The following is a 22,919-nucleotide window of genomic DNA, read 5'->3' as shown; positions in this document are numbered from 1 at the left end:
GCGGGCCGCGACGAGCTTCGCTCCCGCTGAGAGGGTTGGGGTGGGGGTGTCGCCGCGAGCGAGGCACTCCCCGTGTGGAGAGAGCCTCACCCGCCGCGCTCGGGACGATGCTTCGCATCGCCCTGAAAGCGTCGACCTCTCCCGCAAGCGGGAGAGGCGCAGAGCGAGCCCGCGGCTTGCAGCTTGCTTCAATTATCGCCGGTGAGCCGGACGAAATCGTCGAACAATGCGGCCACCAGCGCGCGGTGGCGGGTGTCCTCAGTGGGCAGGCTTGCGGCATAGAGGTTGAGCAGATGGCGCGCCTTCACCGCGGCCTCCGGCCACGACATCGCGGGCACCGTCATCATGCGGTTTTCGAGCTCGGCCTCGCGCTCGCGCAGCTCCCTGACCTGGGACTCGACGTCGGCCAGCGCGCGGCGCAGATCGGTCGCCTTCTGGGCGGCCATGCCGCGATGCTTGTCGAGATCGACCGGGATCTCAGTCATGGGCGGCGCTCGCGGTCGGCGGCTTGCGCATCGGCGAGGTCGACCGAGCCGATCGCGAGCCGCTCGGTGGCGCCGCGCAGGCTTTCCGACGGCACCGTGATCAACGTGGCGACGCGGCGCCAGACCGGGAAGGACAGCTCCTCGATCATCTCCTCGTCGGTGACGACCTCGTAGGCGCCCGCCGGCAATTGGCGCGCGATGCCGCGGAGGTGGAACGGATGCTTGAATGTCACGGTTTCGTGCCGCGAGCGGATGGTCATGCGCGCCTGCCTTTCGCAAAGAGGGGCCCCAACCGACGCCGACTTGCTGTGACCATGCGCTTGTTGCACGGCAATAGCCAGCACTATCGCCACCGCCGCCCGCGCGCACGGACGGCCGCAAGCTGCGCGCGGCTTGCGCGCGGCGTTTTAGTCCTCGCTATCGGCGTGGTGCAGGCGTACGCTCGATCGCGTCAGCGCAACTCACGCAATTGCCGCAGGTCTGTTGCGCTGCATTGTTCGTGTCTCGTGTGCGTGGCACCGCGTGCCCCATCTCGTCGCTGCGCGCCTGACGCGTACGGCAGCGCCGATCTCGCGAATTCGAACCCCAGAGGAGACGAACATCATGGCCAAGGGACAGCAACGCAGCAATCGCGAAACCAAGAAGCCGAAGAAGGACAAGATCAAGACGACCGCCGCGGCACCGAGCCGCAAGGACGCCGCCTGGCAGCCGGAGATCGGGGCGGGGAAGAAGAAGTAGGGGGATAGAGGGAGCGCTATCATCGCCGAATTCCGTCATGGCCGGGCTTGTCGGGCCCTCCACGTTATTCGTGCGGAAGCAGGAACGTGGATGCCCGGGACAAGCCCGGGCATGACGAGTTTGTGGCGCGATCACGCGTCCAACCCTCGTCATCGTCTCCTCCCCGTCGCGATTTTCGGCTATACTCGCCCCGGTAGCATCACCGGGAGGGGCATACCGTGGAGCACGATCACACAACCACACCGAAAAACCTCGTCCTCTGCTGTGACGGCACCGGCAACGAGATTTCGGAAAACATCTCCAACGTCCTGAAGCTGTATCGCTGCCTGCGCAAGACCGACAAGACGCAGCCGCGACAGATGGTGTTTTACGATCCCGGCGTCGGCACGGTGACGGAGCCGTCGACGTGGCATCGCTGGAAGGCCAATATCAATCTGGTGCTGGGGCTCGCCACCGGCTACGGCCTCGATGACAACGTGCTGTCGGCCTATTGCTTCCTGATCGAGCATTATGCGCCCGGCGACCGCATCTATCTGTTCGGTTTCTCGCGCGGGGCCTACACGGTTCGCGTGCTGGCGGGGCTGATCCACAAAATCGGCTTGATCTCGCCGGAGCAGGCGAACCTCGCAGGCTCGGGCCTCGTCGCCTACAAGCAATATTCCGGCACCGGGCGCGGCAACGACATCGAGGACCTCAAGGACGTCGGCTCCGACGAGAACGGGCCGCTACCGAAGGACCAGTTCGACCTCGCCGCCCAATTCGCGCGCATCACCTCGACGCGCTGGCCGACCATCCACTTCATCGGCGTCTGGGACACGGTGGCGAGCGTGATCGTGCCGCGGCGCGACAACTTTTTCTTCGTGTTCAGCCTGGAGGAGCTCGCCTTCACGCTGCGCAATCCGAGCGTCAACATCTTCCGGCAGGCGATCGCGATCGACGAGCGGCGCTGCATGTTCCGCCTGAAAGAGTATGTGGAGCCGCAGGACTATTGGCGCAACCGCTTCGTGCCCGACGACAAGAAGGAGCCGCAGGACATTTTGCAGGTGTGGTTCGCCGGCGTGCATTGCGACGTCGGCGGCGGCTATCCGGAAGCCGAGAGCGGCGAGTCCAAATATCCGCTGATCTGGATGATCGGGGAGGCGGCGAAGGCGGGGCTGAACTTCAACAAGCGCACGGTGAACCAGCTCGCCTGGGGCATTCAGCGCAAGAACTCGCCGTTCCAATATGTCGCGCCCGCCTACACCGGCAAGACCGGCGAGTTGCACAATTCGATGAGCGCGGCCTGGCGCGTGCTGGAATATCTGCCGAAGAGCGCGAAATATAAGGAATGGCCGGAGCGGAAGGTTTTCCTCGGCCTCTACATCCCCGATTGCGAGCCGCGCGTCATCCCCGAAGGCGCGCATGTGCACGAGAGCGTGCTGAAGCGGATGGCGGTGGAGCCGGGGTACCGGCCGGTGAATTTGCCCAGGGATTATGTGGCGGTGCCGATGCCGGTGGAGCCGGGGGCTGGCGTTGAGGCGGATGAGATCGTGACGGGGTGAGGTGGGGCGCAATGACGGTGTGGCGGTAGGTTCGCACCTAACCAACGGTGTCGTCCCTGCGAACGCAGGGACGACAGTGAGTTTGCCGCACCGCCACCGCACCCCACCACCGCTCCTTTTCAAACTGCCGGCAACTTTTCATTAAAATTCTCAGCCCCGCCTTAGCCGGATCGCATGAACTCCCTCCGCATCATCGGAGCCTACCACCGCGCTATCCGCGGAATTGGAGGAGAGTGCCAATGCATCCGCGCCGACATGCCCGCGTCAAACCCGCAGGCCTGGTGTCCCGCCAGGCCAAGATCATCACCGACCCGCGCGCGCCCGTCATCGTCTGCACGCTGATCGACTATTCGCCCGGCGGGGCCTGCGTCGATCTCGGCGGGCAGGTGAAGATCCCCGACCGGTTCGAGTTGCTGCACGTCAACACCAAGAAACGCTGCCGCATCGCCTGGAAGCGCGGCACGCGGGTGGGCGTGGTGTTCTAGCCCTGCTTCCGCGTGCGCTTAGCCCTGCTTCCGCGTCCGCGCCTTCGTGCCGCCGACGATCTGCATCGCGACGCCGGCAATCCAGCCGAACAGAGCGAACCAGCTCCACAGGATGTGCGGCTCGAGCCTGAGCACGATGATGGCCACCGACGCGAGCGCGGTGAGCGTGGCGCAGAGCGTGCCGGCGGCGCTCAAAAGTTCCGCGGCGTCGATGGCGCTGTGGGCGTCGTCGAAGGGCAACTGCGGCGTGTCGATGCCGAGATAGAAGCCGACGAAGCCGAGCAGCATCATCAGCAGCAGGAAGCCCTGCGTGGTCAAAGGCGCGATCGCCGAGCCGACATAGGCGCCGACGAACAGCCCGCACGCCGCACCCGCCATCGCGAGGCCCACGCGCTCGAACACATGGGCCGTCTTGCGAACACGAAACCGCATGTCCAGCCTCCGTGATGCCTTGAGTGGGCGGAGGTTAGGCCAGTTTTGGCGGGCGTGGAAGCTGAAGAGTTTTACGGATGCGTGAGGAGGGGGATGGTGAGGGGTGCGATGGCGTTGCCTCACTCTCCGCTGTCGTCCCTGCGAACGCAGGGACCCATAACCACAAGGAGGGGTTTGGCGAAGATTCGAAGTCAAGTTGTCAACGTATACCATGCACGATCGATAGATCACGCGGTATGGGTCCCTGCGTTCGCAGGGACGACAGCGGTGATTGTCGCACCGCCGTCGCGCCTCGCGCCCTACCGCGCCCCGAACGTGGTCTTGCCGAACAGCGCCTTTTGCGTCGAGGGCTGCGAGCGCCAATATTGCGGAGGCGCCTCGACTTCGCCGCCGACTTCCGCCGCCGCGTGCCAGCCCCAGCGCGGGTCGTAGAGCATGCCGCGGGCGAGCGCGATCATGTCGGCCTTGCCGCTCGCGACGATCTCCTCGGCGTGCTTGCCTTCGGTGATCAGGCCGACGGCGATGGTCGGCAATCCCGTCTCGCGCTTGATGGCCTCGGCGAACTGCACCTGATAGCCGGGGCCGAGCGCAATCTTCTGCAGCGGCGAGACGCCGCCGGAGGAGGCATCGATCCAGTCGACGCCGCGCGCCTTCAGCGCGTTGGCGAATGCGATGGTCTGCGCGAGATCCCAGCCGCCCTCGACCCAATCGGTCGACGACACCCGCATGCCGATCGGCTTGTCGCGCGGGAATACCGCCCGGACGGCGTCGTAGATTTCGAGCGGGAAGCGCATGCGGTTCTCGAGCGAGCCGCCATATTCGTCGGTGCGCTTGTTCGAGATCGGCGACAGGAACTGATGCATGAGGTAGCCGTGCGCGCCGTGCAGCTCGATGGCGTCGATGCCGATGCGCTCCGCGCGTTTTGCCGAGTCGACGAAGGCGTCGCGGATGCGCTTCAGGCCCGCTGCATCGAGCGCCAGCGGCGCGGCCTCGCCCTCCTTGTGCGGCAGCGCTGACGGCGCCACCGTCTGCCAGCCGCCTTGCTCGACCGGAATCAGCTGGCCGCCGTCCCAGGGACGCGCGCTGGAGGCCTTGCGGCCGGCATGGGCGAGCTGCATCGCGATCGCCGTCGAGGAATGCTTGCGCACCGAGGCGAGGATCTGTTTCAGCGCGGCTTCCGCGGCGTCGCTGTAGAGCCCGAGGCAACCCGGCGTGATGCGGCCGATCGCCTCCACGTGAGTCGCCTCGATGCAGAACATCGACGCGCCCGACAGCGCGAGATTGTTGATGTGGGTGAAGTGCCAGTCGGTGGGAACGCCGTCGTCGGCCGAATACTGGCACATCGGCGACACCACCAGGCGGTTCTGCAACGTCAGGCCGCGCAGCTTGATCGGGGAAAACAGGGCGCTCATGCGGGGAGTTCCGGGGAATGGAGGGATGGAAGCGATTGCATGAAGTTTAGTGGGTGGACGGCGGATTGCCAGCCGCGCGGCGGGCATGGCCGCCCGGGACGGTATGCATTGCGCTGGAGATGCGCGCCTACGGCTTGATGCCTGCGGCCTTGATCAGTTCCTGATTGGCCGCCAGCTCGCGCTTGACGAGGTCGTCCATCCCGGCGGGCGTCATCGGCCTCGGCTCGAGCCCTAGCTTGGCCAGGCTCGCTTGCATCGCCGGCGTGGCCAGGACTTTCCCGGCCGCCGCGTGCAGCTTGTCGACGATCTCGCGCGGCGTCTTCGCCGGCACGAACACACCGAACCAGATCTCGCTGTCGGCGTCCTTCAGGCCGATCTCGCCTGCAGCCGGCACGTCGGGCAGCTCGGCCACGCGCTTTGGTGTCGAGACCACCAGCGCGCGGACCTGGCCCTCGCGGATCAGCGGCAGCGCGGTCGCCAGCGGACAGAAATACAGATCGATGCGCCCGCCGAGAATATCGGCGATCACCTCCGGGCCGGCGCGATACGGCACATGCGTCGCCTCGATGCGTGCGGCGTAGCGGAACTTCTCGCTCGAGATGTGCACGGCGCTGCCGATGCCGACCGAGCCGAACGAGATCGAGCCAGGCTTGGCCTTGGCGTCAGCGATGAAGTCCTGGATGGTCTTCCAGGGCCGCTCCTTCGGCACGATCATCACGTTGGCACCGGATCCGATCATGAACACCGAGGCGAGATCGCGGGTGGGGTCGAAGCTCGCATTCGGGAAAATCAAGGGCGCCACCGTCAGCGCCGAGGACTGCGCGAGCAGGCTGTAACCATCGGGGTCGGACTTCGCGACCGCCACTGATCCGACCACACCGCCGCCGCCGGCGCGGTTTTCGACCACGATCGGCTGGCCGAGCTCGGCGGAGAGACGCTCGAACACCAGCCGCGGCACCACGTCCGCCGCGCTGCCCGGACCGAACGGAATGGTCGCCTTGATCAGCCGCGCCGGCCAGTCCTGGGCCTGGACGCAGTCTGCGGCAGCGACCCAGAAGCCGGCACACAGACACAATACGCGAAGGAACCTGGTCATCGAAATCTCCGGTCGAGTCACGCGATTAGTGCAAAAACCGTTCCGGTGCGATGCTCTATTCCACCAGCGTGAACTGCAACAGCAAGGTCCGTTGCAGCAGCGAAAAATTATCGTCGGACACCAGCGTCAGCACGGTCTCGCCCTCGGCCGTCACATGGCTGTCGATGCCTTCCATGTTGTCGACCTCGTGGCCGAGATCGGCGTTGAACAGCACGGGGCCGTCGACCAGCGCGTTCGGCGTGATTCCCTTCAGCGGGATCGAACGGATGCGGATGTTGATGCCGGTGAACCAGGAGAATTTGCGTTCGAGGATGAGAAGCTCGCCCGAAGGCAGCAGTGTCGCATCGCTGATGTCGAACTTGTCGGTGCGGCGCACGCTGAACTGGCCGGGCGACGGGCCGCCGATCAGGAAACAGACGAGATTGCCGTCGCCATCCAGGCCGCGCTCGGAGAGCGCGATCAGCGTGCCCGCGAGCGGCTGGCCCTTCGGCACGACGACCAGCCCTTCCAGCCCTTTGTTGGAGGGCAGTTTTCGTATCTCGGCCGGTGCGGGCAGAACCTCGGCGCGGGAGCGCGTGCCGCCCTTGGAAAAATCGTAGCGCAGGATCAGGTTGACGCGCTCGAGCCCCACGTAGACGAAATTGCCGTCCCGCGCGAGCGACTCCGAATCCCACCAGATCCGCTTCTCCGTGATCGGACGTCCCTCGGCATTGAGCATCGGCGCCGCTTCGACGCCATCGAGCCCGACCATGTTGCGGCCGGAGTAGCGGATGCGTCCCGTGAACCAGCCGCCCTGATCGGAGACTGCGAGGAAGTTCTCCCCCTTCGCGTCGAGCCGGATGCCGGACAGGCCACCGAAGCCGCGATAGGGCGAGGTGAGCACGAGGCCGCTGCGATACTCCAGCGACCCGAAGCGGACGCGCGAACGGTCGCGCGGCTCGAAATTGGGGATCGGCCGCGCATTGACCTCGACGCTGACGGGCTCGGTGACGGCGTGCTCGATCTGCGCGGCACGCGGCGGCGGCTCGATCCTGGGCTGCGCCTGCGCGATCCGCGAGAGTGCGAGAGTGGAAAATCCCGCCGCCGCGTGGCCAAGAAAGCTGCGGCGGGACGATTGCGTGCTCACGAATGCAGTTTGCGTCGCGGGCGACCGGCCGGCTGCGTGGGGGCGGTGTTGGTCTCGCTGAAGAGTTCGGCGAGCTTTTCGGTGATGGCGCCACCGAGCTCTTCGGCGTCCACGATCGTCACCGCGCGGCGGTAGTAGCGCGTCACGTCATGACCAATGCCGATCGCGATCAGCTCGACCGGCGAGCGGGTCTCGATCTCCTCGATGATGTGACGCAGGTGCCGCTCGAGATAGTTGCCGGGATTGACCGACAGCGTGGAATCGTCGACCGGCGCACCGTCGGAGATCATCATCAGGATCTTGCGCTGCTCGGGCCGGCCGAGCAGGCGCTTGTGCGCCCAGTCGAGCGCCTCGCCGTCGATGTTCTCCTTCAGCAGCCCCTCGCGCATCATCAGGCCAAGGTTCTTTCGCGCGCGGCGCCAGGGGGCGTCGGCCGACTTGTAGATGATGTGCCGGAGATCGTTGAGACGGCCGGGATTGGCCGGCTTGCCGGCGGCAAGCCACGCCTCGCGGGACTGGCCACCCTTCCAGGCGCGCGTGGTAAATCCCAAAATCTCGACCTTGACGCCGCAACGCTCCAGCGTGCGGGCGAGAATGTCGGCGCAGGTCGCGGCCACCGTGATGGGCCTCCCGCGCATCGAGCCGGAATTATCGAGCAGCAGCGTCACCACGGTGTCGCGGAACGTCGCCTCCTTCTCGTGCATGAAGGACAGCGGATGATAGGGATCGGTCACCACGCGCGACAGGCGCGCGGGATCCAAAATGCCCTCTTCGAGATCGAACTCCCAGGCGCGGTTCTGCTGCGCCATCAGGCGGCGCTGCAGCCGGTTGGCGAGACGGGCGACGATGCCTTGCAGATGCGCGAGCTGCTTGTCGAGATAGGCGCGCAGGCGCTCCAGCTCGTCGTGGTCGCAGAGGTCTTCGGCGGCGATCACCTCGTCGAATTTCGGCGCGAAGGCGTGATATTCCGGCCCGCGCGGCTCGTTCTTGCCGTGCGCGTTCGGACGCGTCGCTTCACCCGGCGTCTCGTCGTCGCCAAGCTCGCCGTCATCGAACGTGTCAGACGTCGAGGCCTGCGCGCTTTCCATCGCGCTCTCGCTCATCTCTTCGCTCGAGGCCTGGGCCTGGTCGGCGCTCATTTCCTGCGCGGCATCGGAATCGGGCGAGCCCTCGGCACCGGACTGATCGTTGTCGCCGTCCTGGTTCTCGTCGTTGTCCTCATTGTCTTCGCTGTCGGCGCTACGCTCGTCGCCGATCTCGAGCGCCGTCAACAGATCATGCACGGCATCGCCGAACCTGGTCTGGTCCTCGACCAACGTATCGAGCCGGTCGAGCCGCCTGCCGATCTTGTCTTCGAGGATGGGACGCCAGAGGTCGACCATCTTCTTCGCGGCCGTCGGCGGCGCCATCCCGGTCAGGCGCTCGCGCACCAGCATCGCCAGCGCGTCGGCGAGCGGCGCATCGGCGCGGTCGGTGATCTCGTCGAACTTGCCGCGGTGGAAATGATCGTCGAGCATCGCGGTGAGATTCTTGGCGACACCCGCCATGCGGCGCGCGCCGATCGCCTCGACGCGGGCCTGCTCCACCGCCTCGAACACGCCACGCGCCTGCGGATTGCCAGGCATCAGCTTGCGATGCAGCTTTGCATCGTGACAGGCGATTTTCAGCGCGATGGAATCGGCGTGGCCGCGCACGATCGCGGCGTCACGCTTGGTCATTTTTCGCGCAGGCTCGGGCAGCCGCGCCTTGCCCGGCGCAAGGCCCGGACGCTCGGCCGCAAAGCTGACGTCGAGCTCGGGCGATTTCGCGATCGCCTTCAGGCAGGACGCGACCGAGCGCTTGAACGGCTCGGTCGGCGCTTCCTTGGTGTTACGGAATTTGGAATTGGATGATGATGTGCTCATAGCGACTTCGTCAACGAATGGCGCGTCACGCCGCCGGGATAGCCCTTGAGGGTGCCGAATTCCTCGTACCCTTGGGAACGATAGAAGCCCGGCGCCTGGAAACTCATCGTGTCGACATGGGCCTGGACCGCACCCTGCCGTCTTGCCTCGTCCTCGATCGCCGCGATCAGCTTCGTGCCAGCACCCTTGCCGCGCTGCTTCTGGTCGATCCAGAAATACTGGATGAACAGAACCGTGGCCCAGATATGCCCGACGATGCCGCCGACGATCTTGCCGCGGTCCTTCAACGAGACCGCGATGCTCTTGATCGGCTGCTTGCCGAAGTGCTCGTCGTTATAGGCGCCGAGCCCGGCGAGCACAGCCTTCTTGGTGGTCCCAATGGTGCGCTCGACGGTGATGGTGGCCATTGTCCGGCTTACTTGGATCAGCTGAGCGCCACATTGACTGCCGATTCCGGCAGCTCCGCGTTGAAGCAGCGCTGGTAGAACTCGGCGACCAGGGAACGCTCGAGCTCGTCGCACTTGTTGAGGAAGGTGACGCGGAAGGCGAAGCCGATATCGCCGAAGATGTCGGCATTCTCAGCCCAGGTGATCACCGTGCGCGGGCTCATCACCGTCGACAGATCGCCATTGGCGAAGGCGTTACGGGTGAGATCGGCGAGGCGAACCATCTTGTTGACGATGTCGCGGCCTTCCGGGGTGCGATAGTGCTTGGCCTTGGCCAGCACGATCTCCACTTCCTCGTCATGGCTGAGGTAGTTGAGCGTCGTGACGATCGACCAGCGGTCCATCTGGCCCTGGTTGATCTGCTGGGTGCCGTGATAGAGGCCCGAGGTGTCGCCGAGACCGACCGTGTTGGCGGTCGAGAACATGCGGAACGCCGGATGCGGCTTGATCACCTTGTTCTGGTCGAGCAGCGTCAGACGACCGGAGACTTCGAGCACGCGCTGGATCACGAACATCACGTCCGGGCGGCCGGCGTCATATTCGTCGAACACCAGCGCGATGTTGTGCTGAAGCGCCCACGGCAGGATCCCGTCGCGGAATTCGGTGACCTGCTTGCCGTCGCGGACCACGATCGAGTCCTTGCCGACGAGGTCGATACGGCTGATATGGCTGTCGAGGTTGACGCGCACGCAGGGCCAGTTCAGGCGGGCCGCGACCTGCTCGATATGGGTGGATTTTCCGGTGCCGTGATAGCCAGTCACCATCACGCGGCGGTTCTTGGCGAAGCCGGCGAGAATGGCGAGCGTGGTGGCACGGTCGAAGCGGTAGTCGGAATCGACTTCGGGCACATGAGGATCGACTTCGGAATAGGCCGGCACTTCGAGATCGCTGTCGATCCCGAACACCTGGCGCACCGACACCTTCATGTCGGGCATTCCGGAAACTTCCTCAACTTTGGACATCGCGGCGGTCGTCATCAATCCTCCGAGGCCCCGGGCGATCCCGAGACCAGTTATTTGCACGTTGGCTGCGGCTGGGTGCGTCTGCGAACCTATCAGAGACAACGAGCGGGCAGAAGCCCGCACCCCAATCAAAGTTCCGTTGTCTTTTCATTTAGATAGCCAAGGAACGCGATTTTTGGAAGGCTGCCCTGCGAATCACGCTTGAATTTGATGCGGGATGCGCGGCCTGCCTACGCGAGTGGCACTTTTACCGCCGCCCCTTACTTATGTAGGGTCCGAACCCCAAAGCCCAATCCCACCACAGAGACGATGTGACGTCCTTTCTCGATCCCCTCATTTCATTCGTCTCGGCCCATGCGTGGCTCGCCTATCTGACCCTGTTCCTGGCGGCCCTGCTGGAGGCCGTTCCGGTGGTCGGCTCGGTGATCCCCGGCTCGACCGTCATCCTGGCGCTGAGCGCCCTGGTTCCCGGCGGCGAGCTCAAGCTGCAATGGGTGTTGCTGGCAGCGGCGCTCGGCGCCGTGCTCGGCGACGGATCGGCCTATTGGGTCGGACACCGGCGGCAACGGGAGATCCTCAACACCTGGCCGCTGACCAACTATCCGCGTGTGGTCGCGGAGAGCGAAAGCTTCTTCAACCGCTTCGGCACCTGGGCCGTGTTCTTCGCCCGCTTCGTGCCGCCGATCCGCGCCTTCGTCCCGGTCACCGCCGGCGCGCTCGGGATGGCGCCCGCGCGCTTCTACGGCATCAATATCCCGGCGATTCTGGTCTGGGCCCCGGCGCATGTGCTGCCGGGCGTGCTGGCGGTGTCGGCCTTCCACCAATATTTCGGGGTGCCGCATCACGGGCACCCCTTCAAGCACATGTGGATCTTGACGGTGGCGGGAGTCGCGATCGTGGTCGGCGTGGCGGTGTGGATTTATCGCCGGCGGAACGGCGATGGTGTCGCGGAAGCGAAGCCGCGAGCTTAGAGGCGGCGATGCTATTTGCTCTTCTGCGCATTGAGTAGCACCCATAGCCGCGCGATCTTACCGCCTTCAATTTCGGCCACGTCCGCCCCCGTCACCGCGACCGGGCCGTCCTCGGGCCCTGCGTGCCAAGCCAGATGCGCCAGGCCATGATGCCCGACAGCGACGCCGTCGGGGATAAAACGGAACGTCGGCCCGAACTGCTTCAAAAGGTTTGCGGCAACGCGCGAAATTTCTGCCCGTCCCTGAACGATATCCGTCGGCTCGTACATGACGGGCTCCTCAACGAACAGTTCGGCTATGGCGGCTCGACGTTTGTCGTCGTCCCGCTCGTTGAAGACGCGCTCCAGATTTGAGCGCAGCAGATGGTCGAAATCGATATTGTCGGTCGTCATCTCATGGCCTTTCGTAATCTCATCGTGTTGGGGGCGGCGTCGCGGAAACAAAGCTGCGGACACAGGGGCAATCAGACGAGACGCGCACCACCATCGACATGCAGCGTCTCGCCGTTCATGAATTCGTTGCTCATCAGGAAGACCACGGCATTTCCCGCTTCCCGTGCGGTGCCAACACGGTGCAGCGGAGGCTTTTCTTTCAGCGCCGCCACGTAGGCATCGCGGCCTTCGCCAAGCGTACGTGCGAGGAGCGGCGTGTCGATCGTCCCAGGCGACAAGGTATTCACGCGGCGTGGCGCCAACTCCAGGGCAAGGCCGCGGGCGAAGGCCTCCATCGCAGCGGAGGCGGCCGCGAGCACGGACGTGCCATATGCGTTGGGCCGATCGGCCAAGGCTCCGGAAATGAACGTGACGGACCCGTCGGCCGCGAGCCGGTCCCCAAGGCTTCGCAACACATGCACGGCCGCCCAGATTCGCTCATCGAAGGCGCGGCGCAAATAGGCGACATCTGCCTCCATCACTTTGCCCGCGACGAAGCTGCCCGCAAGCAGAACGAGATGGTCAACTTGCGGGATGTCGGCAAGGGCGGCGGCAATGGTCTCGGGTTTGGTCACATCCGCAGCGCGCCAGCCGGCGAATCCATTTTCGGCGGCAACTCGTTCGGCTCCCGCGGGGTCGAAGCCAATAACGATAACCTTGGCGCCGGCGGCTTTGGCCTGCTGCGCGGCAGCCAGCCCAATGCCGGACGTGCCGCCGAAGATGACGACGTTGCGGTCTTTGAGGGTCCTGGAAGCAAAATCGGTCACGGGGGTCGGTCCTTTCAAGAGCAGCCGCGCAACGCGCTGCCAATGAATGGAAACCTAGGCCAATGAGTTTTACTTGAAAATTAGGCCGATATTCGCTTTTGTTATTCCATCATGGCACAAATTGGCCTCGATCGACTGACCGGTCTCATCGCTTTTGCCCGCTCCGGCTCCCTTGGCAGCTATTCAGCCGCCGCTCGCGCACTGGGTGTCTCGCCGTCTGCGATCAGCAAGAGCGTGCAACGCCTGGAGCAGCATCTCGGCCTGCGCCTGTTCAGCCGTACGACGCGATCGCTCACTCTGACCCCGGAGGGGCGGGACCTGCATGAGCGGACGCTGCGGCTTTTGCGCGATGCGGACGCGATCGAGCAAGCGGCAGTGGCGGCCCGTTCCGAACCTGCGGGCACGCTGAGGATCGCGGCGCCGCTACCTATCGGCGTGAATATTCTCTCGTCGGCCCTGCCACGCTTTCGGGAACGCTATCCAAAGCTCACGATCGATTTGCGGATCGGCGACCGCTACGTTGATCTGATCGAAGAGGGCATCGATGTCGCGATCCGCGTCGGCGATCTCGCGGACTCCCGGCTGATCTCACGTCAGCTCGCGCCGCACCGTATCTGCGCTTTCGCGTCCCCCGACTACCTGGCCCGGCGCGGCACGCCGATCCATCCCGACGAACTGGTCAACCATGACTGTGTGAACTTTCGCTTCCAGAGTTCGGGCCAGACATTTCGCTGGCCTTTCCTCATCGGCGACCGCCTGGTCGAGATCATGCCCGACGCGGCGATCATCACCGATGTGAGCGAGGCTGTGGCCACTGTCATTGCGTCGGGCGGTGGCATCGGTGTTACCCCCACTTTCGTCGCGGCTCCTTATGTCAGACGCAACGAACTCGTCCCCGTCCTGCGAGATTTCGTCGTCCCGAGAACCAACATCACCGCGTTATGGCCGGAAAGCCGTCGAGGCAATCCAAACGTGAAGGCCTTCGTCGCGTTCCTCGCGGAGGTTTTCCCGCCGGATCCGCCGTGGGACGATGTATTGGCCAAGGCCCATAGACGCGCACGGCCGTCGACATGAGGCGTCTCGCAGTTCATGAACCCGTTGCAGCAGCATCGAGATCGTGTGTCAGATAGGCAAAAGCACGATTTCTGAATACAGCCGGTCGAGGTCGCTGGCCGCGAGCAACGGGGAACGGTAACAGGTGGACATCGGGAGCCTCATGCCCCGAGGTTGCACATCAAAGAGCCTTGCCTCCGCGACAAGCGCCATCGTGCGCTGTCGGCGCAGGATCGCCAGCTTGACACGCTCAAGATGCCGCGACAGCAGCGCCGGCGCACTGCAATGCAGGATGTCCGAATAGGGGAGCCGCAAGGGCATAACCTTCCCTACTCCCAACAGCCGCCCGGCATTGAAGCGCTGTGTCCGGCGCTTCACCACCATATAGGCATGATCGCATCCATCGCTCACGGTCAGCTGCAAGCAATCATACGGTGCGTGGTCGTCGAAGATTTGACGTTGCTGGCTGCTTAATTTCGTGCGGACAACCGTAGGATCAAAGCTGATGAGCGGCCGGTTCGATCTGAAGAGCGTCTCGGCCTCTAGCAGGGGTGGCATCCAGACCAGGTGCGTTTCCAGTGGCGCGAAACGCTGTGCCAGGAAGGCAGACCGGGAAACCGGCGCCGGCGTGAAAGCAGTAAAGGTTAGACTCTCATCTCGTAGCAGCTCCGCGAGCAAAGCCATCCCCCAGCCGCGATAGCTCGGGTGAACGGCCCAGGAGGAAACGTTGCAGACGTGGTCGACCTTCTCATTCACTTGGCGCCGGACGACGATGGCGCCAAGGAAGCCCACGACCGCCTCGCCGTCGAGGAGCACGAAGCCGGCCCCGTGATCGGACCAACCATGCTCAAATATCCGGCGCCAGGAGGCGGCCTGGATGCCCGACTCCCGGAAGGTTTGCTCGAGGAAGCGACACACCGGCTCGCGGTCCCCCGGGTTCACGGCGCGCAAATGCGGTCTCGGCCGATCGACCTGTTTCGTTGCCAATCTCACACTGCCGGACAGTGTTGTCGCCACGCCTTCGATCGACGGCGCCGCCAGAAAGGCCGAGAGGGGTAGGCAGTGTCCCACACAACTTTCGATTTCGAGCAGCAAGTTCACTACCGCAAGCGAATCCGCGCCGACATCGAGAAGATTATCGGACAAGGCGATGGGCGAGACACCCAGAGTGCGCTCACAAATGGCCTGCAACTCCTGCAGCAACTTGGCACCATCAGCAAAAGCCTTGGGCCTCCGCGACGGAGCCCGCGACACCGTCACGGCCGAAGGCGCCCGAACAATCGGATGCGCGGCGATTGCATCAAGACATTCCGGGTTCTGGATGGCATCACGGTTGCGTACCGTGCGGGCATTCACGGCATCCCGCGCTGCAGCTTCGGACCGCTTGCCGCTAAAGGTGACTGGAAGGGCATCGACCTGTGCGATGCGCGCCGGCACGAAGGCAGGAGAGCCGCAGCGCGCAAGCTCCGAGCGAACGTGCTTCGCCAGCGTGTTGTCCAGCAAAAGGCCTTTGCGGAGCACGACCAGCAGAACCATACGCGTGCCGCCAGGCTCGTCCTCGGCTTGCTGCTCCACCGCCATCGCCTCGAGAATCTCCTCGACCGCGTCGAGGATGCGGTAGATCTCCGCAGTGCCGATCCGAATGCCGCGCACATTGAGGACGTTGTCGGAACGGCCGTGAAGTTTCCAGCCGCCCCGGGGGGTGGCCTCGATCAGATCGCCATGCGTCCAGACGCCGGGGTTCTGGGCGAAGTAGGTGGCATGGAAGCGCCTGCCGTCGGTGTCACCGTGAAAGCGGAGGGGACGCGAGGGAAACGGATTGGCGCAGACCAACTCGCCGACCGGTGCATGCGGTTCGTCAGGCGGCGCTAGCGAGCGCACGTCGAGCCCGAGACTGCGGCACTGTACCTCGCCGCGATGGACGGGCAGATTCGGATTGCCCAGCACAAAGCAGCCGATGATGTCGGTGCCACCCGAGATCGACTGTAGCGGCATGGCGGCCTTCACCTCATCGCCGACCCAGTCGTATTGGCGGGGATACAGGATGGACCCGGTGGAGAGAACGGCACGTAAGGCGGAGAGATCGAGCGTCCGGCGAGGCGAGAAGCCTGCCTGCTCGCAAAACTGCAAATAGGAAGGATTGGTGCCGAAGACGGTCACGCCCACCTCGGCAACGATGCGCCAGAGGGTATCTGGCCCTTCGAGCGGCCCATCGTAGAGCACGAGTTCCACGCCCGACGCGAGCGCCGAGAGCTGCCAGTTCCACATCATCCAACCGCAGGTGGTCTGAAAGAACAGCTTGTCGCCGGGCGCGAGATCACAGTGCAGCCGATGCTCCTTCAGATGCTCCAGCAGGGTACCGCCGGCGCCGTGCTCGATGCATTTCGGCGGGCCTGTCGTCCCGGAGGAGAACATCGTGAACAGGGGCTGATTGAACGAATATCGTGGCCAACCGGCTCGGTCCTTGTCGTCAACGGCATCGCGCAGCAGATCAGCAAGTCTGTGCAGAGACACCGTGTCCTCGCCGGCGGCAAGCGGGCCGTCGTCCAGCGCGATGATCGCGGCAAGACCTGGCAGCCCTGCCGCCGCCGTGATCACGCGCTCTGCGACAGGGACGCCACGATCCCATGGCTCCGCCCTGAGGCAGCCAAAGAGCACCACGGGATTGAGAGGAGCGAAGCGGGCGAGGATGGCGGGCACGCCCATGTCCGGCGCGCAACTGGCGAAGGTTGCACCTATGGCAGCGGTAGCCAGTGCAGCAATGACCGCCTCGGCATTGTTGCGCGCGATCGCCACGACATGTTCACCGGGCCGCACATTCCGTCGCTCTAACCACGTTGCCAGTCGGGCGACCGCGAGGCGCAGAGCGCCGCGCGTGTAAGTATCCTGTGCGCGGCCCGCGTGGCAGGCCGTCAGGACCTGCTCTTCTGGGCGGCCGGCGAGCAGACACTCGGCGTAGTTCAGACGGAGGCCTGGGAAAAAGCGTGCGGTCTCGCAGGTATCGCCGACGCAGACGGGATCGGCGTCCCCCTCTCTGGGCGGGTCGCACCACTCGATAAAGAGGCGCCAGAAGCTACGGAACTCCTGCACCGAGAAGCGGTCCATCGCAGCATGGTCCGACAGCTTTTGTCCGATGCGGGTCTCACACCAATGCGTGAAGGCGGTCAATTGCGAATGCGCGAGAGACCGATGATCGGGACCGGGCACCGCCTCCGCGAGAGACATCACGAAAGCCCTCTGACTTGCATGGTGGCCGTGCCCAAAGACTTAGGGAGGGCGCCCATTCATCATGGAGCCCGATCCGCTGCTCTTCGCATTTTGGCGGGATAATTTGGCAATGGAAGGATACTCCAGAGGTACCTCGTTTGGCAGGAATCGCAATGTCGCGGCGCGTTGACGCGCCGTCGTTTGCAGCGCGCCGGCAGCTGACGCTCGTCTCGAACCAGCCGGGCGACGCCAACGCAAGCGGCGCGGCCGCGCCGGCCGCGAGCGCGCGACGCGACGCGACGCGGCCGCACTTGAGCCTCTCGGGAAAAATAGGAAACATTCTGAGCACGTAGAGTTACTCGTGATCAGGTTCGAGTCGCCGGAGCAAGAGAATGGTGGACGAGGTTACGGTGAGAAGGGCCGCAGACACAGCATGGTCGGTCTTCCGGGCGACGCGTCCGGGCGTTGATGAGTCCGACTGCCGTCGCTGCTTGCTCGAGCGTCACCTGCAAAGGAGAGGGGAAGAGCGAGAAAGCGATTCCGAAGAACTCGCAAGCTTCGGACTGGCCTATCTGCACCGGCTTCCCGCGGACGAATGTTGACCCGCATGAAGATGTTCGTGGCCCGCGTGGCTCGCGGAAGCACAAGGCCGGGTTGGACCCTGCTGGCGATCTCATCTCTCATTTCGGCGACCGTTGTGCTGGCCTTGCGATGCGCGTTGGGGGCCTAGGCCGATGCGCATCGCCCAGATCGCCCCCTTGGCCGAAAGCGTTCCTCCGAGGCTTTATGGCGGCACGGAGCGGGTGATCGCATGGCTGGTGGACGAACTGGTGAAGCTCGGACACGACGTCACGCTGTTTGCGAGCGGCGACTCCCGGACAAGTGGCAAACTTCATCCCGTATGGCCGCACGCGCTGCGCCTCGGGCGAAGGGGCGCCGATCCGAACGCCGCCTACGCTCTGCTGATCGAAGCCATCGCGCAGTGCGCGGGCCACTTTGACGTGATCCACTCCCACATCGACTGGCTGCCTCTTCCGCTCCTGCGCCGTACTGGCGTGCCGTTTCTCACGACCATGCACGGCCGGCTCGACCTGCCGGGACTACCCGAGGTCGTCCGAGAATATGCGGAAGCGGGCTTCGTTTCGATTTCCGACCATCAGCGGCGACCGCTTCCGGATGCGAACTGGATCGGCACGATCCTCCACGGGCTGCCGACGGGCTCGCTTCAGCCGTCCTACGAACGGGGATCATATCTGGCGTTTCTCGGCCGCCTGACGGCGGACAAAGGCCCAGAGGACGCGATCCGCATCGCGCGTACTGCCGGAAAACCCCTACGCATCGCCGCCAAGATACCCCGTGCCGAGACTGTGTACTTCAAGAAGCGGCTTGAACCTCACATCGACGGCGAGAGCGTCCAGCTCGTAGGCGAGGTCGACGACACCAGGAAGCAGCCCTTCCTCGCCGGCGCTGACGCCTTGTTGTTTCCGATCAGCTGGCCGGAGCCATTCGGTCTTGTCATGATAGAGGCGATGGCGTGCGGGACGCCGGTGATTGCCTATCGCTCCGGCTCCGTGCCGGAGATCGTCGAGCACGGCTTGACGGGCTTCATCGTCGAGGACGAGGCGCAGGCCATCAAGGCGGTGAACGAGCTGGGGCGGCTGGACAGACGAAAAGTGCGCGCCCGTTTCGAAGAGCGGTTTTCGGCGAAGCGAATGGCCAAAGAGTACGAAGGCCAATATCGGAAGCTGATCGCTCCCGGAGAGGGCGCCGAACGCGAGCGCGCTCTGCAACTACCACGAACGTGAAGGGGCCGGCTCTGGACAGTTTCCGCAACTACCGGTGTTGCTTTCGGACGCCTGCGCCGCCGCGGGATGCGAACAACGCCCATGCGCGTGTGCGCCCTAGGCCTCCGTCACCAACGCTGCCCTTCTTCCCGGCGCAGGTCCCACATAACGTGCCCGCGGCCGGATCAGCTTGCCGAACTCCAATTGCTCGCTGGCATGCGCGATCCAGCCGACGCTGCGGGCCATTGCGAACAGGGCGAGCTCGCTGCCCGCAGGCAGGCGCAGCGCGTGCACGAGCACCGCGAGCGCATAGTCGATATTGACCAGTTCGCCGGTTGCCTCCGCGATCCGGTCCGGCACCTCCTTGGTGAATTTGCGCGGCGCGCCGGCGCGGGCCAGAGCATTGAGGAGTGACTGCGCGCGCCGATCGCCGCGCTTGTAGACGCCGTGGCCGAAGCCGGCAAAACGCTCGCCGAGCGCGACGCGTTCGCGCACCAGCGGCTCGACGTCACGATCCACCAGCGTCTTCACGAGCTGCGAGGCCAGCACGCCGGCGCCGCCATGCTTGGGACCCTTGAGCGCTGCGAGGCCGGCGATGACGGAATCATAGAGATTGAGACCGGTCGACGCCGCGCAGCGCGCGGTGAAGGTCGAGGCGTTCAATTCATGCTCGGCGAGCAGCACGAGCGCGCGGCGGATGAGGTCGGCCGCGTGCTTGTTGTCGGGCGCCCAGGCGCCGGCGATCTGCTGGTGCAACGCCGCGGATGACGGCTCCGTATTGAGCATGGTTGCGACCAGGAGCCGGACAATGCGCGCACCGACCATCGCACGTCCATCATGTGCGCGGGTAAAGGCGCGGGGATCGGCGCTCGATGCGAGCGCCAGGACAGCGATGGCGCGATCGATCGGCGCGGCACGGCGCGCGGCCTGCGCGATCGCGCGCATCTCGTCGGAGATCGCGGGACAATTGTCCGGCGCGAAGGGATCGACGCCGGAGACGTCCCACAAGAGCGTCGCCGTGTGCTCCAGCGTGTCGTTCTCGGCGAGATCGACGCAATTGACGCCGCGGTAGATCGCGCCCTCCTCCGTGATGGTCGATATCTCCGTGTCCATCACCGGCAGGTCGGCATCGAAGCTGCGCAGGCCGCGCGGCTCGGGCGACGGCACCCGGCGCTCCTTCAGCGCACGGACGTCCTCGGCGCGGTAGCGGTTTTTGCGGGAGTCCAGCGTCGGCTCGGAGCGGATCAGGCCGCGGCTGACATAGGCGTAGAGCGTCGCCGGGGAGATCGCGAGTTCGGCGGCGGCTTCCCGGGCGGAGAGGTAGAGTTCCTCGGAATTATTCATATTGATTAATGTAATCAAGATTGATCAATCTGTCGAGAGGTCTGATTTTCCCGGGTGCAGTGCAAAGGAGATTGGGCCATGACCATCCACTTCACCAAAAGCCAGATCGGGCTGGACGGCGTTCCCGCGGCCGAAACCGTGCTGAGCCATGTCGATGGCGAGCGCGGCGAACTGATCATCGCCGGCGAGCATGTCGGGCGCCTCGCCGCTATCTCGAGCTTTGAGGGCATCACTGCCCGGCTCTGGAACGGCGCGAGCCAGACCAGCTTAAGCGAAGCCAATGTGCGGGCTGCGCTCGGCGCCGCGCGCGAGCGTGCCTTCGCCAGGCTGGACGAGTTGCTGCCGGCGACGCGCGGCATGGGCATCGTCGACGGATTTCGCGCGGCGGTCGCAGGCCTACGCGCCGAGCACGGCCTCGCGCATGAGGCGGCCATCGTCGGCGCGTTTCCGGTGATCACGGGCGCGCTGGTCCGGCGTGCCAAAGGTCTCGATCCGGTCGTACCAGATCCGAATTTGAGCCATGCCGCCGATACGCTGCGCATGCTGCATGGGCGCGCGCCCGCCTCGCGCGAGATCACGGCGCTCGATGCCTATCTCGTCACCGCCAGCGACCACGGCATGAACGCCTCGACCTTCACCGCGCGCGTGGTGGCCTCGACGCAGGCCGATCTGTTTGCCGCCGTCACCGCCGGCTATTGCGCGCTGACCGGTCCGCTGCATGGCGGCGCGCCGGAGCCGGTGCTGGAAATGCTCGATGCTATCGGCTCGCGCGAGCGCATCCAGCCGTGGGTGGATGCGGCGCTGGCCCGCGGCGAGCGGATGATGGGTTTTGGCCACCGCGTCTATCGCGTGCGCGATCCGCGCGCCGACGTGCTCAAGACCGCGATCGAGGCGCTGGCGTCCAACGGCGCCGATTTGCCGTTTGCCGGCGAGGTCGAGTCCTATATCCGCAGCGCGCTGCGCAAGAAGAACCCGGAGCGGCCGCTGGAGACCAATGTCGAGTTCTTCACCGCGATCCTGCTCGACGCGCTGGCGATCCCGCGGCAGGCGTTCACGCCGATCTTCGCGGTGGCACGCAGCGCGGGGTGGACCGCGCATGCGCGCGAGCAGCAGCGGACGGGACGGTTGATAAGGCCGAGTTCGTCCTATGTCGGGGCGATGCCGGAGGCATAGCGAATGCGGGGCTTCGGGACGGCGGGTCTGCCGCCGTCCCGAATGGCTCCCTCACCCATACACGAACGCCCCGTCATCCAGATCCGTCTTCGGGATCTCGTCCTTCTCGGTCCAGTAATCCTGGCTGTGCTGCCATTCCGGCTTGTCGCCGCGCTTGGGCAACAGGTTCATGTCGCGCATGATGTAGCCGGGGTTGAAGTTTTCCGGATCGATCCAGGGCAGGATCGGCATGTTGTGGTCTTCGGGACGCAGCTTGACCTCGACCTTTTTCGTACCCTTCGCCTTCATGTGGCCGAGCAGCCGGCAGACGAAGTCGGCGACGAGGTCGACGCGCAGCGTCCAGCTGGCGCGGAAATAGCCGAACACCCACACCATGTTCGGCACGCCCGTGAACATCATGCCGCGATAGGTGACGGTGTCGCCGAAAGCGAGCGGCTTGCCGTCGACCTCGAAGGCGATGTCACCGAGCGCCGCGAGATGGAAGCCGGTCGCGGTGACGATGACGTCGGCCTCTAACAGCTTGCCCGATTTAAGCTGGATCCCGTTCTCGACGAAGCATTCGATCTCGTCGGTGACGACGGAGGCCTTGCCGCTGGCGATGCCCTTGAACAGATCGGCATCCGGCACGAACGCGATGCGCTGCCGCCACGGCCGGTAACTAGGCGTGAAATGCGTCTCGACATCGTAGTCCGGACCGAGCACTGCGATGATCTGGCCGATCAGCTCCTTCTTCACCTGCTCCGGCTTGGACAGGCAGAGTTTTGTGAACGCATCCTGCTCGAACAAAATCTTGCGCCGGACAATTTCATGGATCCACTCCTCGTCGACCTGAAGCCTTCGCAGCTCCTCCGCGATCTCGATGGCGTTGCGGCCAAGGCGAAAATAGGTCGGCGAGCGCTGCAGCATGGTAACATGCGCGCACTTGTCCGCGATGTTCGGCACCAGCGTCGCCGCGGTTGCGCCCGAACCGATCACGACGACCTTCTTGTTCGTGAGATCGATGTCGTCAGGCCATGTCTGCGGATGGACGATGCGGCCCTTGAAGCGCTCAGTGCCCTTCCATTCCGGCGTGTAGCCTTCCGAATGGCGGTAATAACCCTGGCACATCCAGAGGAAGTTCGCGGTGAAGGTTTTTGCCTCGCCGGTGTCGGTCGTCACCGCCTCGATGGTCCAGAGATTTTGCTCGCTCGACCAGCTCGCGGAATTGATCTTGTGCTTGTAGCGAATGTGCTTCGCGATGTCGTTGTCGTCGATCACCTCGTTCATGTAGGTAAGGATTTCCTCGGCGGTCGCGATCGGCGGCCCGACCCAGGGCTTGAAGCTATAGCCGAAGGTGTGGAGGTCGCTGTCCGAACGAATGCCGGGATAGCGATGCGTGGTCCAGGTGCCGCCGAACGTCGCCTGCGTTTCCAGGACGACGAAGCTCGCGCCCGGAAGCTGCTTTGTCATGTGATAGGCGCTGCCGATGCCGGAGATGCCGGCGCCGACGATCAGCACGTCGAAATGTTCAGAGGCCTGCTTGGTGGCGGCGTGACTGCGAACAGCGACATTCATTGTTGCTT

21 protein-coding genes are annotated in these 22,919 nt (G+C 64.7%); 7 read left to right on the top strand and 14 right to left on the bottom strand.

Annotated elements, in window-relative coordinates; translation table 11 throughout:
* Window positions 1-188 precede the first annotated feature (188 nt).
* Together B5V03_RS13330 and B5V03_RS13325 are read right to left on the bottom strand one after the other, a co-directional pair.
* Window positions 189-485 carry a hypothetical protein gene (locus tag B5V03_RS13330; RefSeq protein ID WP_129270752.1) on the bottom strand — a complete coding sequence of 99 codons (297 nt, stop codon included), beginning with the start codon at window positions 483-485 and terminating at the stop codon, window positions 189-191.
* Window positions 482-745: a hypothetical protein gene (locus B5V03_RS13325; RefSeq protein WP_129270751.1), complete on the bottom strand. Its 264-nt coding sequence runs from the start codon at window positions 743-745 to the stop codon at window positions 482-484. Before B5V03_RS13325 ends, B5V03_RS13330 begins: the two co-directional genes overlap by 4 nt.
* A 343-nt stretch (window positions 746-1,088) precedes the next feature.
* On the opposite strand from B5V03_RS13325, the gene B5V03_RS42725 reads away from it, so the two are divergent.
* From B5V03_RS42725 to B5V03_RS13315, 3 genes are all read left to right on the top strand, one after another.
* Entirely contained in the window at window positions 1,089-1,223 is a 135-nt protein-coding gene (locus B5V03_RS42725) for a hypothetical protein (RefSeq protein WP_283811536.1), read from the top strand.
* Window positions 1,224-1,441: 218 nt separating this feature from the next.
* On the top strand, window positions 1,442-2,764 hold the full coding sequence (locus B5V03_RS13320; RefSeq protein ID WP_129270750.1) for a DUF2235 domain-containing protein: 1,323 nt from the start codon (window positions 1,442-1,444) through the stop codon (window positions 2,762-2,764).
* Window positions 2,765-3,003: 239 nt separating this feature from the next.
* The gene (locus B5V03_RS13315; RefSeq protein WP_164987974.1) at window positions 3,004-3,249 is read left to right on the top strand and encodes a PilZ domain-containing protein; all 246 of its coding nucleotides are present in this window, start codon (window positions 3,004-3,006) and stop codon (window positions 3,247-3,249) included.
* Between the two features lie 18 nt (window positions 3,250-3,267).
* Here B5V03_RS13315 and B5V03_RS13310 read toward each other — a convergent pair whose 3' ends face one another.
* The 7 genes from B5V03_RS13310 to cobS form a co-directional block, all read right to left on the bottom strand.
* Window positions 3,268-3,681, bottom strand: a complete 414-nt coding sequence (locus B5V03_RS13310; RefSeq protein WP_129270749.1) for a hypothetical protein — start codon at window positions 3,679-3,681, stop codon at window positions 3,268-3,270.
* Between the two features lie 299 nt (window positions 3,682-3,980).
* Window positions 3,981-5,093, bottom strand: coding sequence for an NADH:flavin oxidoreductase/NADH oxidase (locus B5V03_RS13305; protein ID WP_129270748.1), 1,113 nt, complete (start codon window positions 5,091-5,093; stop codon window positions 3,981-3,983).
* A 127-nt stretch (window positions 5,094-5,220) separates the two neighbouring features.
* The gene (locus B5V03_RS13300) at window positions 5,221-6,189 is read right to left on the bottom strand and encodes a Bug family tripartite tricarboxylate transporter substrate binding protein (protein WP_129270747.1); all 969 of its coding nucleotides are present in this window, start codon (window positions 6,187-6,189) and stop codon (window positions 5,221-5,223) included.
* Window positions 6,190-6,244: 55 nt separating this feature from the next.
* Entirely contained in the window at window positions 6,245-7,315 is a 1,071-nt protein-coding gene (locus B5V03_RS13295; RefSeq protein WP_129270746.1) for an esterase-like activity of phytase family protein, read from the bottom strand.
* Window positions 7,312-9,219, bottom strand: coding sequence for a cobaltochelatase subunit CobT (gene cobT, locus B5V03_RS13290; protein ID WP_129270745.1), 1,908 nt, complete (start codon window positions 9,217-9,219; stop codon window positions 7,312-7,314). Before cobT ends, B5V03_RS13295 begins: the two co-directional genes overlap by 4 nt.
* Window positions 9,216-9,626, bottom strand: coding sequence for a GNAT family N-acetyltransferase (locus B5V03_RS13285; RefSeq protein WP_129270744.1), 411 nt, complete (start codon window positions 9,624-9,626; stop codon window positions 9,216-9,218). The genes cobT and B5V03_RS13285 overlap by 4 nt, the downstream gene beginning before the upstream one ends.
* Before the next feature lie 17 nt (window positions 9,627-9,643).
* Window positions 9,644-10,642 (bottom strand): cobaltochelatase subunit CobS, encoded by a 999-nt coding sequence (gene cobS / locus B5V03_RS13280; RefSeq protein ID WP_129270743.1) that lies wholly within the window; start codon window positions 10,640-10,642, stop codon window positions 9,644-9,646.
* Window positions 10,643-10,938: 296 nt separating this feature from the next.
* On the opposite strand from cobS, the gene B5V03_RS13275 reads away from it, so the two are divergent.
* The gene (locus tag B5V03_RS13275; protein WP_129270742.1) at window positions 10,939-11,598 is read left to right on the top strand and encodes a DedA family protein; all 660 of its coding nucleotides are present in this window, start codon (window positions 10,939-10,941) and stop codon (window positions 11,596-11,598) included.
* An 11-nt stretch (window positions 11,599-11,609) separates the two neighbouring features.
* Here the strand turns inward: B5V03_RS13275 and B5V03_RS13270 are convergent, their stop codons facing one another.
* Both B5V03_RS13270 and B5V03_RS13265 read right to left on the bottom strand, forming a co-directional pair.
* Window positions 11,610-11,990 (bottom strand): nuclear transport factor 2 family protein, encoded by a 381-nt coding sequence (locus tag B5V03_RS13270; RefSeq protein ID WP_129270741.1) that lies wholly within the window; start codon window positions 11,988-11,990, stop codon window positions 11,610-11,612.
* Between the two features lie 71 nt (window positions 11,991-12,061).
* Window positions 12,062-12,796 carry an SDR family oxidoreductase gene (locus B5V03_RS13265; protein ID WP_129270740.1) on the bottom strand — a complete coding sequence of 245 codons (735 nt, stop codon included), beginning with the start codon at window positions 12,794-12,796 and terminating at the stop codon, window positions 12,062-12,064.
* Between the two features lie 111 nt (window positions 12,797-12,907).
* Between B5V03_RS13265 and B5V03_RS13260 the strand changes: the two genes are divergently transcribed.
* Window positions 12,908-13,870, top strand: a complete 963-nt coding sequence (locus B5V03_RS13260; RefSeq protein WP_129270739.1) for a LysR family transcriptional regulator — start codon at window positions 12,908-12,910, stop codon at window positions 13,868-13,870.
* A gap of 48 nt (window positions 13,871-13,918) precedes the next feature.
* On the opposite strand, the gene B5V03_RS13255 is transcribed toward B5V03_RS13260, so the two are convergent.
* Complete coding sequence (locus tag B5V03_RS13255) at window positions 13,919-17,074, bottom strand: acetoacetate--CoA ligase (protein WP_129271206.1); 3,156 nt, start codon at window positions 17,072-17,074, stop codon at window positions 13,919-13,921.
* Between the two features lie 716 nt (window positions 17,075-17,790).
* On the opposite strand from B5V03_RS13255, the gene B5V03_RS13245 reads away from it, so the two are divergent.
* On the top strand, window positions 17,791-18,861 hold the full coding sequence (locus B5V03_RS13245; protein ID WP_129270737.1) for a glycosyltransferase family 4 protein: 1,071 nt from the start codon (window positions 17,791-17,793) through the stop codon (window positions 18,859-18,861).
* 96 nt (window positions 18,862-18,957) lie between these two features.
* Here B5V03_RS13245 and B5V03_RS13240 read toward each other — a convergent pair whose 3' ends face one another.
* On the bottom strand, window positions 18,958-20,184 hold the full coding sequence (locus B5V03_RS13240; protein ID WP_129270736.1) for a citrate synthase family protein: 1,227 nt from the start codon (window positions 20,182-20,184) through the stop codon (window positions 18,958-18,960).
* Window positions 20,185-20,262: 78 nt separating this feature from the next.
* On the opposite strand from B5V03_RS13240, the gene B5V03_RS13235 reads away from it, so the two are divergent.
* Window positions 20,263-21,357 (top strand): citrate synthase/methylcitrate synthase, encoded by a 1,095-nt coding sequence (locus B5V03_RS13235; protein ID WP_129270735.1) that lies wholly within the window; start codon window positions 20,263-20,265, stop codon window positions 21,355-21,357.
* Window positions 21,358-21,408: 51 nt separating this feature from the next.
* On the opposite strand, the gene B5V03_RS13230 is transcribed toward B5V03_RS13235, so the two are convergent.
* Window positions 21,409-22,911, bottom strand: coding sequence for a flavin-containing monooxygenase (locus tag B5V03_RS13230; protein WP_129270734.1), 1,503 nt, complete (start codon window positions 22,909-22,911; stop codon window positions 21,409-21,411).
* Window positions 22,912-22,919 lie beyond the last annotated feature (8 nt).

This window comes from Bradyrhizobium betae (assembly GCF_004123905.1).
GTDB lineage: Bacteria > Pseudomonadota > Alphaproteobacteria > Rhizobiales > Xanthobacteraceae > Bradyrhizobium > Bradyrhizobium betae_A.
The sequence above is the reverse complement of the archived record's forward strand: the minus strand, read 5'-3'. Positions and strand labels throughout refer to the sequence as shown.

What these genes read in the sequence shown, in the direction of transcription:
- cobT (WP_129270745.1), bottom strand. Translation starts at nt 9,219, where the DNA reads ATGAGCACATCATCATCCAATTCCAAATTCCGTAACACCAAGGAAGCG.
- B5V03_RS13300 (WP_129270747.1), bottom strand. Translation starts at nt 6,189, where the DNA reads ATGACCAGGTTCCTTCGCGTATTGTGTCTGTGTGCCGGCTTCTGGGTC.
- B5V03_RS13235 (WP_129270735.1), top strand. Translation starts at nt 20,263, where the DNA reads ATGACCATCCACTTCACCAAAAGCCAGATCGGGCTGGACGGCGTTCCC.
- B5V03_RS13310 (WP_129270749.1), bottom strand. Translation starts at nt 3,681, where the DNA reads ATGCGGTTTCGTGTTCGCAAGACGGCCCATGTGTTCGAGCGCGTGGGC.
- B5V03_RS13240 (WP_129270736.1), bottom strand. Translation starts at nt 20,184, where the DNA reads ATGAATAATTCCGAGGAACTCTACCTCTCCGCCCGGGAAGCCGCCGCC.
- B5V03_RS13230 (WP_129270734.1), bottom strand. Translation starts at nt 22,911, where the DNA reads ATGAATGTCGCTGTTCGCAGTCACGCCGCCACCAAGCAGGCCTCTGAA.
- B5V03_RS13270 (WP_129270741.1), bottom strand. Translation starts at nt 11,990, where the DNA reads ATGACGACCGACAATATCGATTTCGACCATCTGCTGCGCTCAAATCTG.
- B5V03_RS13260 (WP_129270739.1), top strand. Translation starts at nt 12,908, where the DNA reads ATGGCACAAATTGGCCTCGATCGACTGACCGGTCTCATCGCTTTTGCC.
- B5V03_RS42725 (WP_283811536.1), top strand. Translation starts at nt 1,089, where the DNA reads ATGGCCAAGGGACAGCAACGCAGCAATCGCGAAACCAAGAAGCCGAAG.
- B5V03_RS13330 (WP_129270752.1), bottom strand. Translation starts at nt 485, where the DNA reads ATGACTGAGATCCCGGTCGATCTCGACAAGCATCGCGGCATGGCCGCC.
- B5V03_RS13245 (WP_129270737.1), top strand. Translation starts at nt 17,791, where the DNA reads ATGCGCATCGCCCAGATCGCCCCCTTGGCCGAAAGCGTTCCTCCGAGG.
- B5V03_RS13255 (WP_129271206.1), bottom strand. Translation starts at nt 17,074, where the DNA reads ATGTCTCTCGCGGAGGCGGTGCCCGGTCCCGATCATCGGTCTCTCGCG.
- B5V03_RS13305 (WP_129270748.1), bottom strand. Translation starts at nt 5,093, where the DNA reads ATGAGCGCCCTGTTTTCCCCGATCAAGCTGCGCGGCCTGACGTTGCAG.
- B5V03_RS13285 (WP_129270744.1), bottom strand. Translation starts at nt 9,626, where the DNA reads ATGGCCACCATCACCGTCGAGCGCACCATTGGGACCACCAAGAAGGCT.
- cobS (WP_129270743.1), bottom strand. Translation starts at nt 10,642, where the DNA reads ATGACGACCGCCGCGATGTCCAAAGTTGAGGAAGTTTCCGGAATGCCC.
- B5V03_RS13315 (WP_164987974.1), top strand. Translation starts at nt 3,004, where the DNA reads ATGCATCCGCGCCGACATGCCCGCGTCAAACCCGCAGGCCTGGTGTCC.
- B5V03_RS13325 (WP_129270751.1), bottom strand. Translation starts at nt 745, where the DNA reads ATGACCATCCGCTCGCGGCACGAAACCGTGACATTCAAGCATCCGTTC.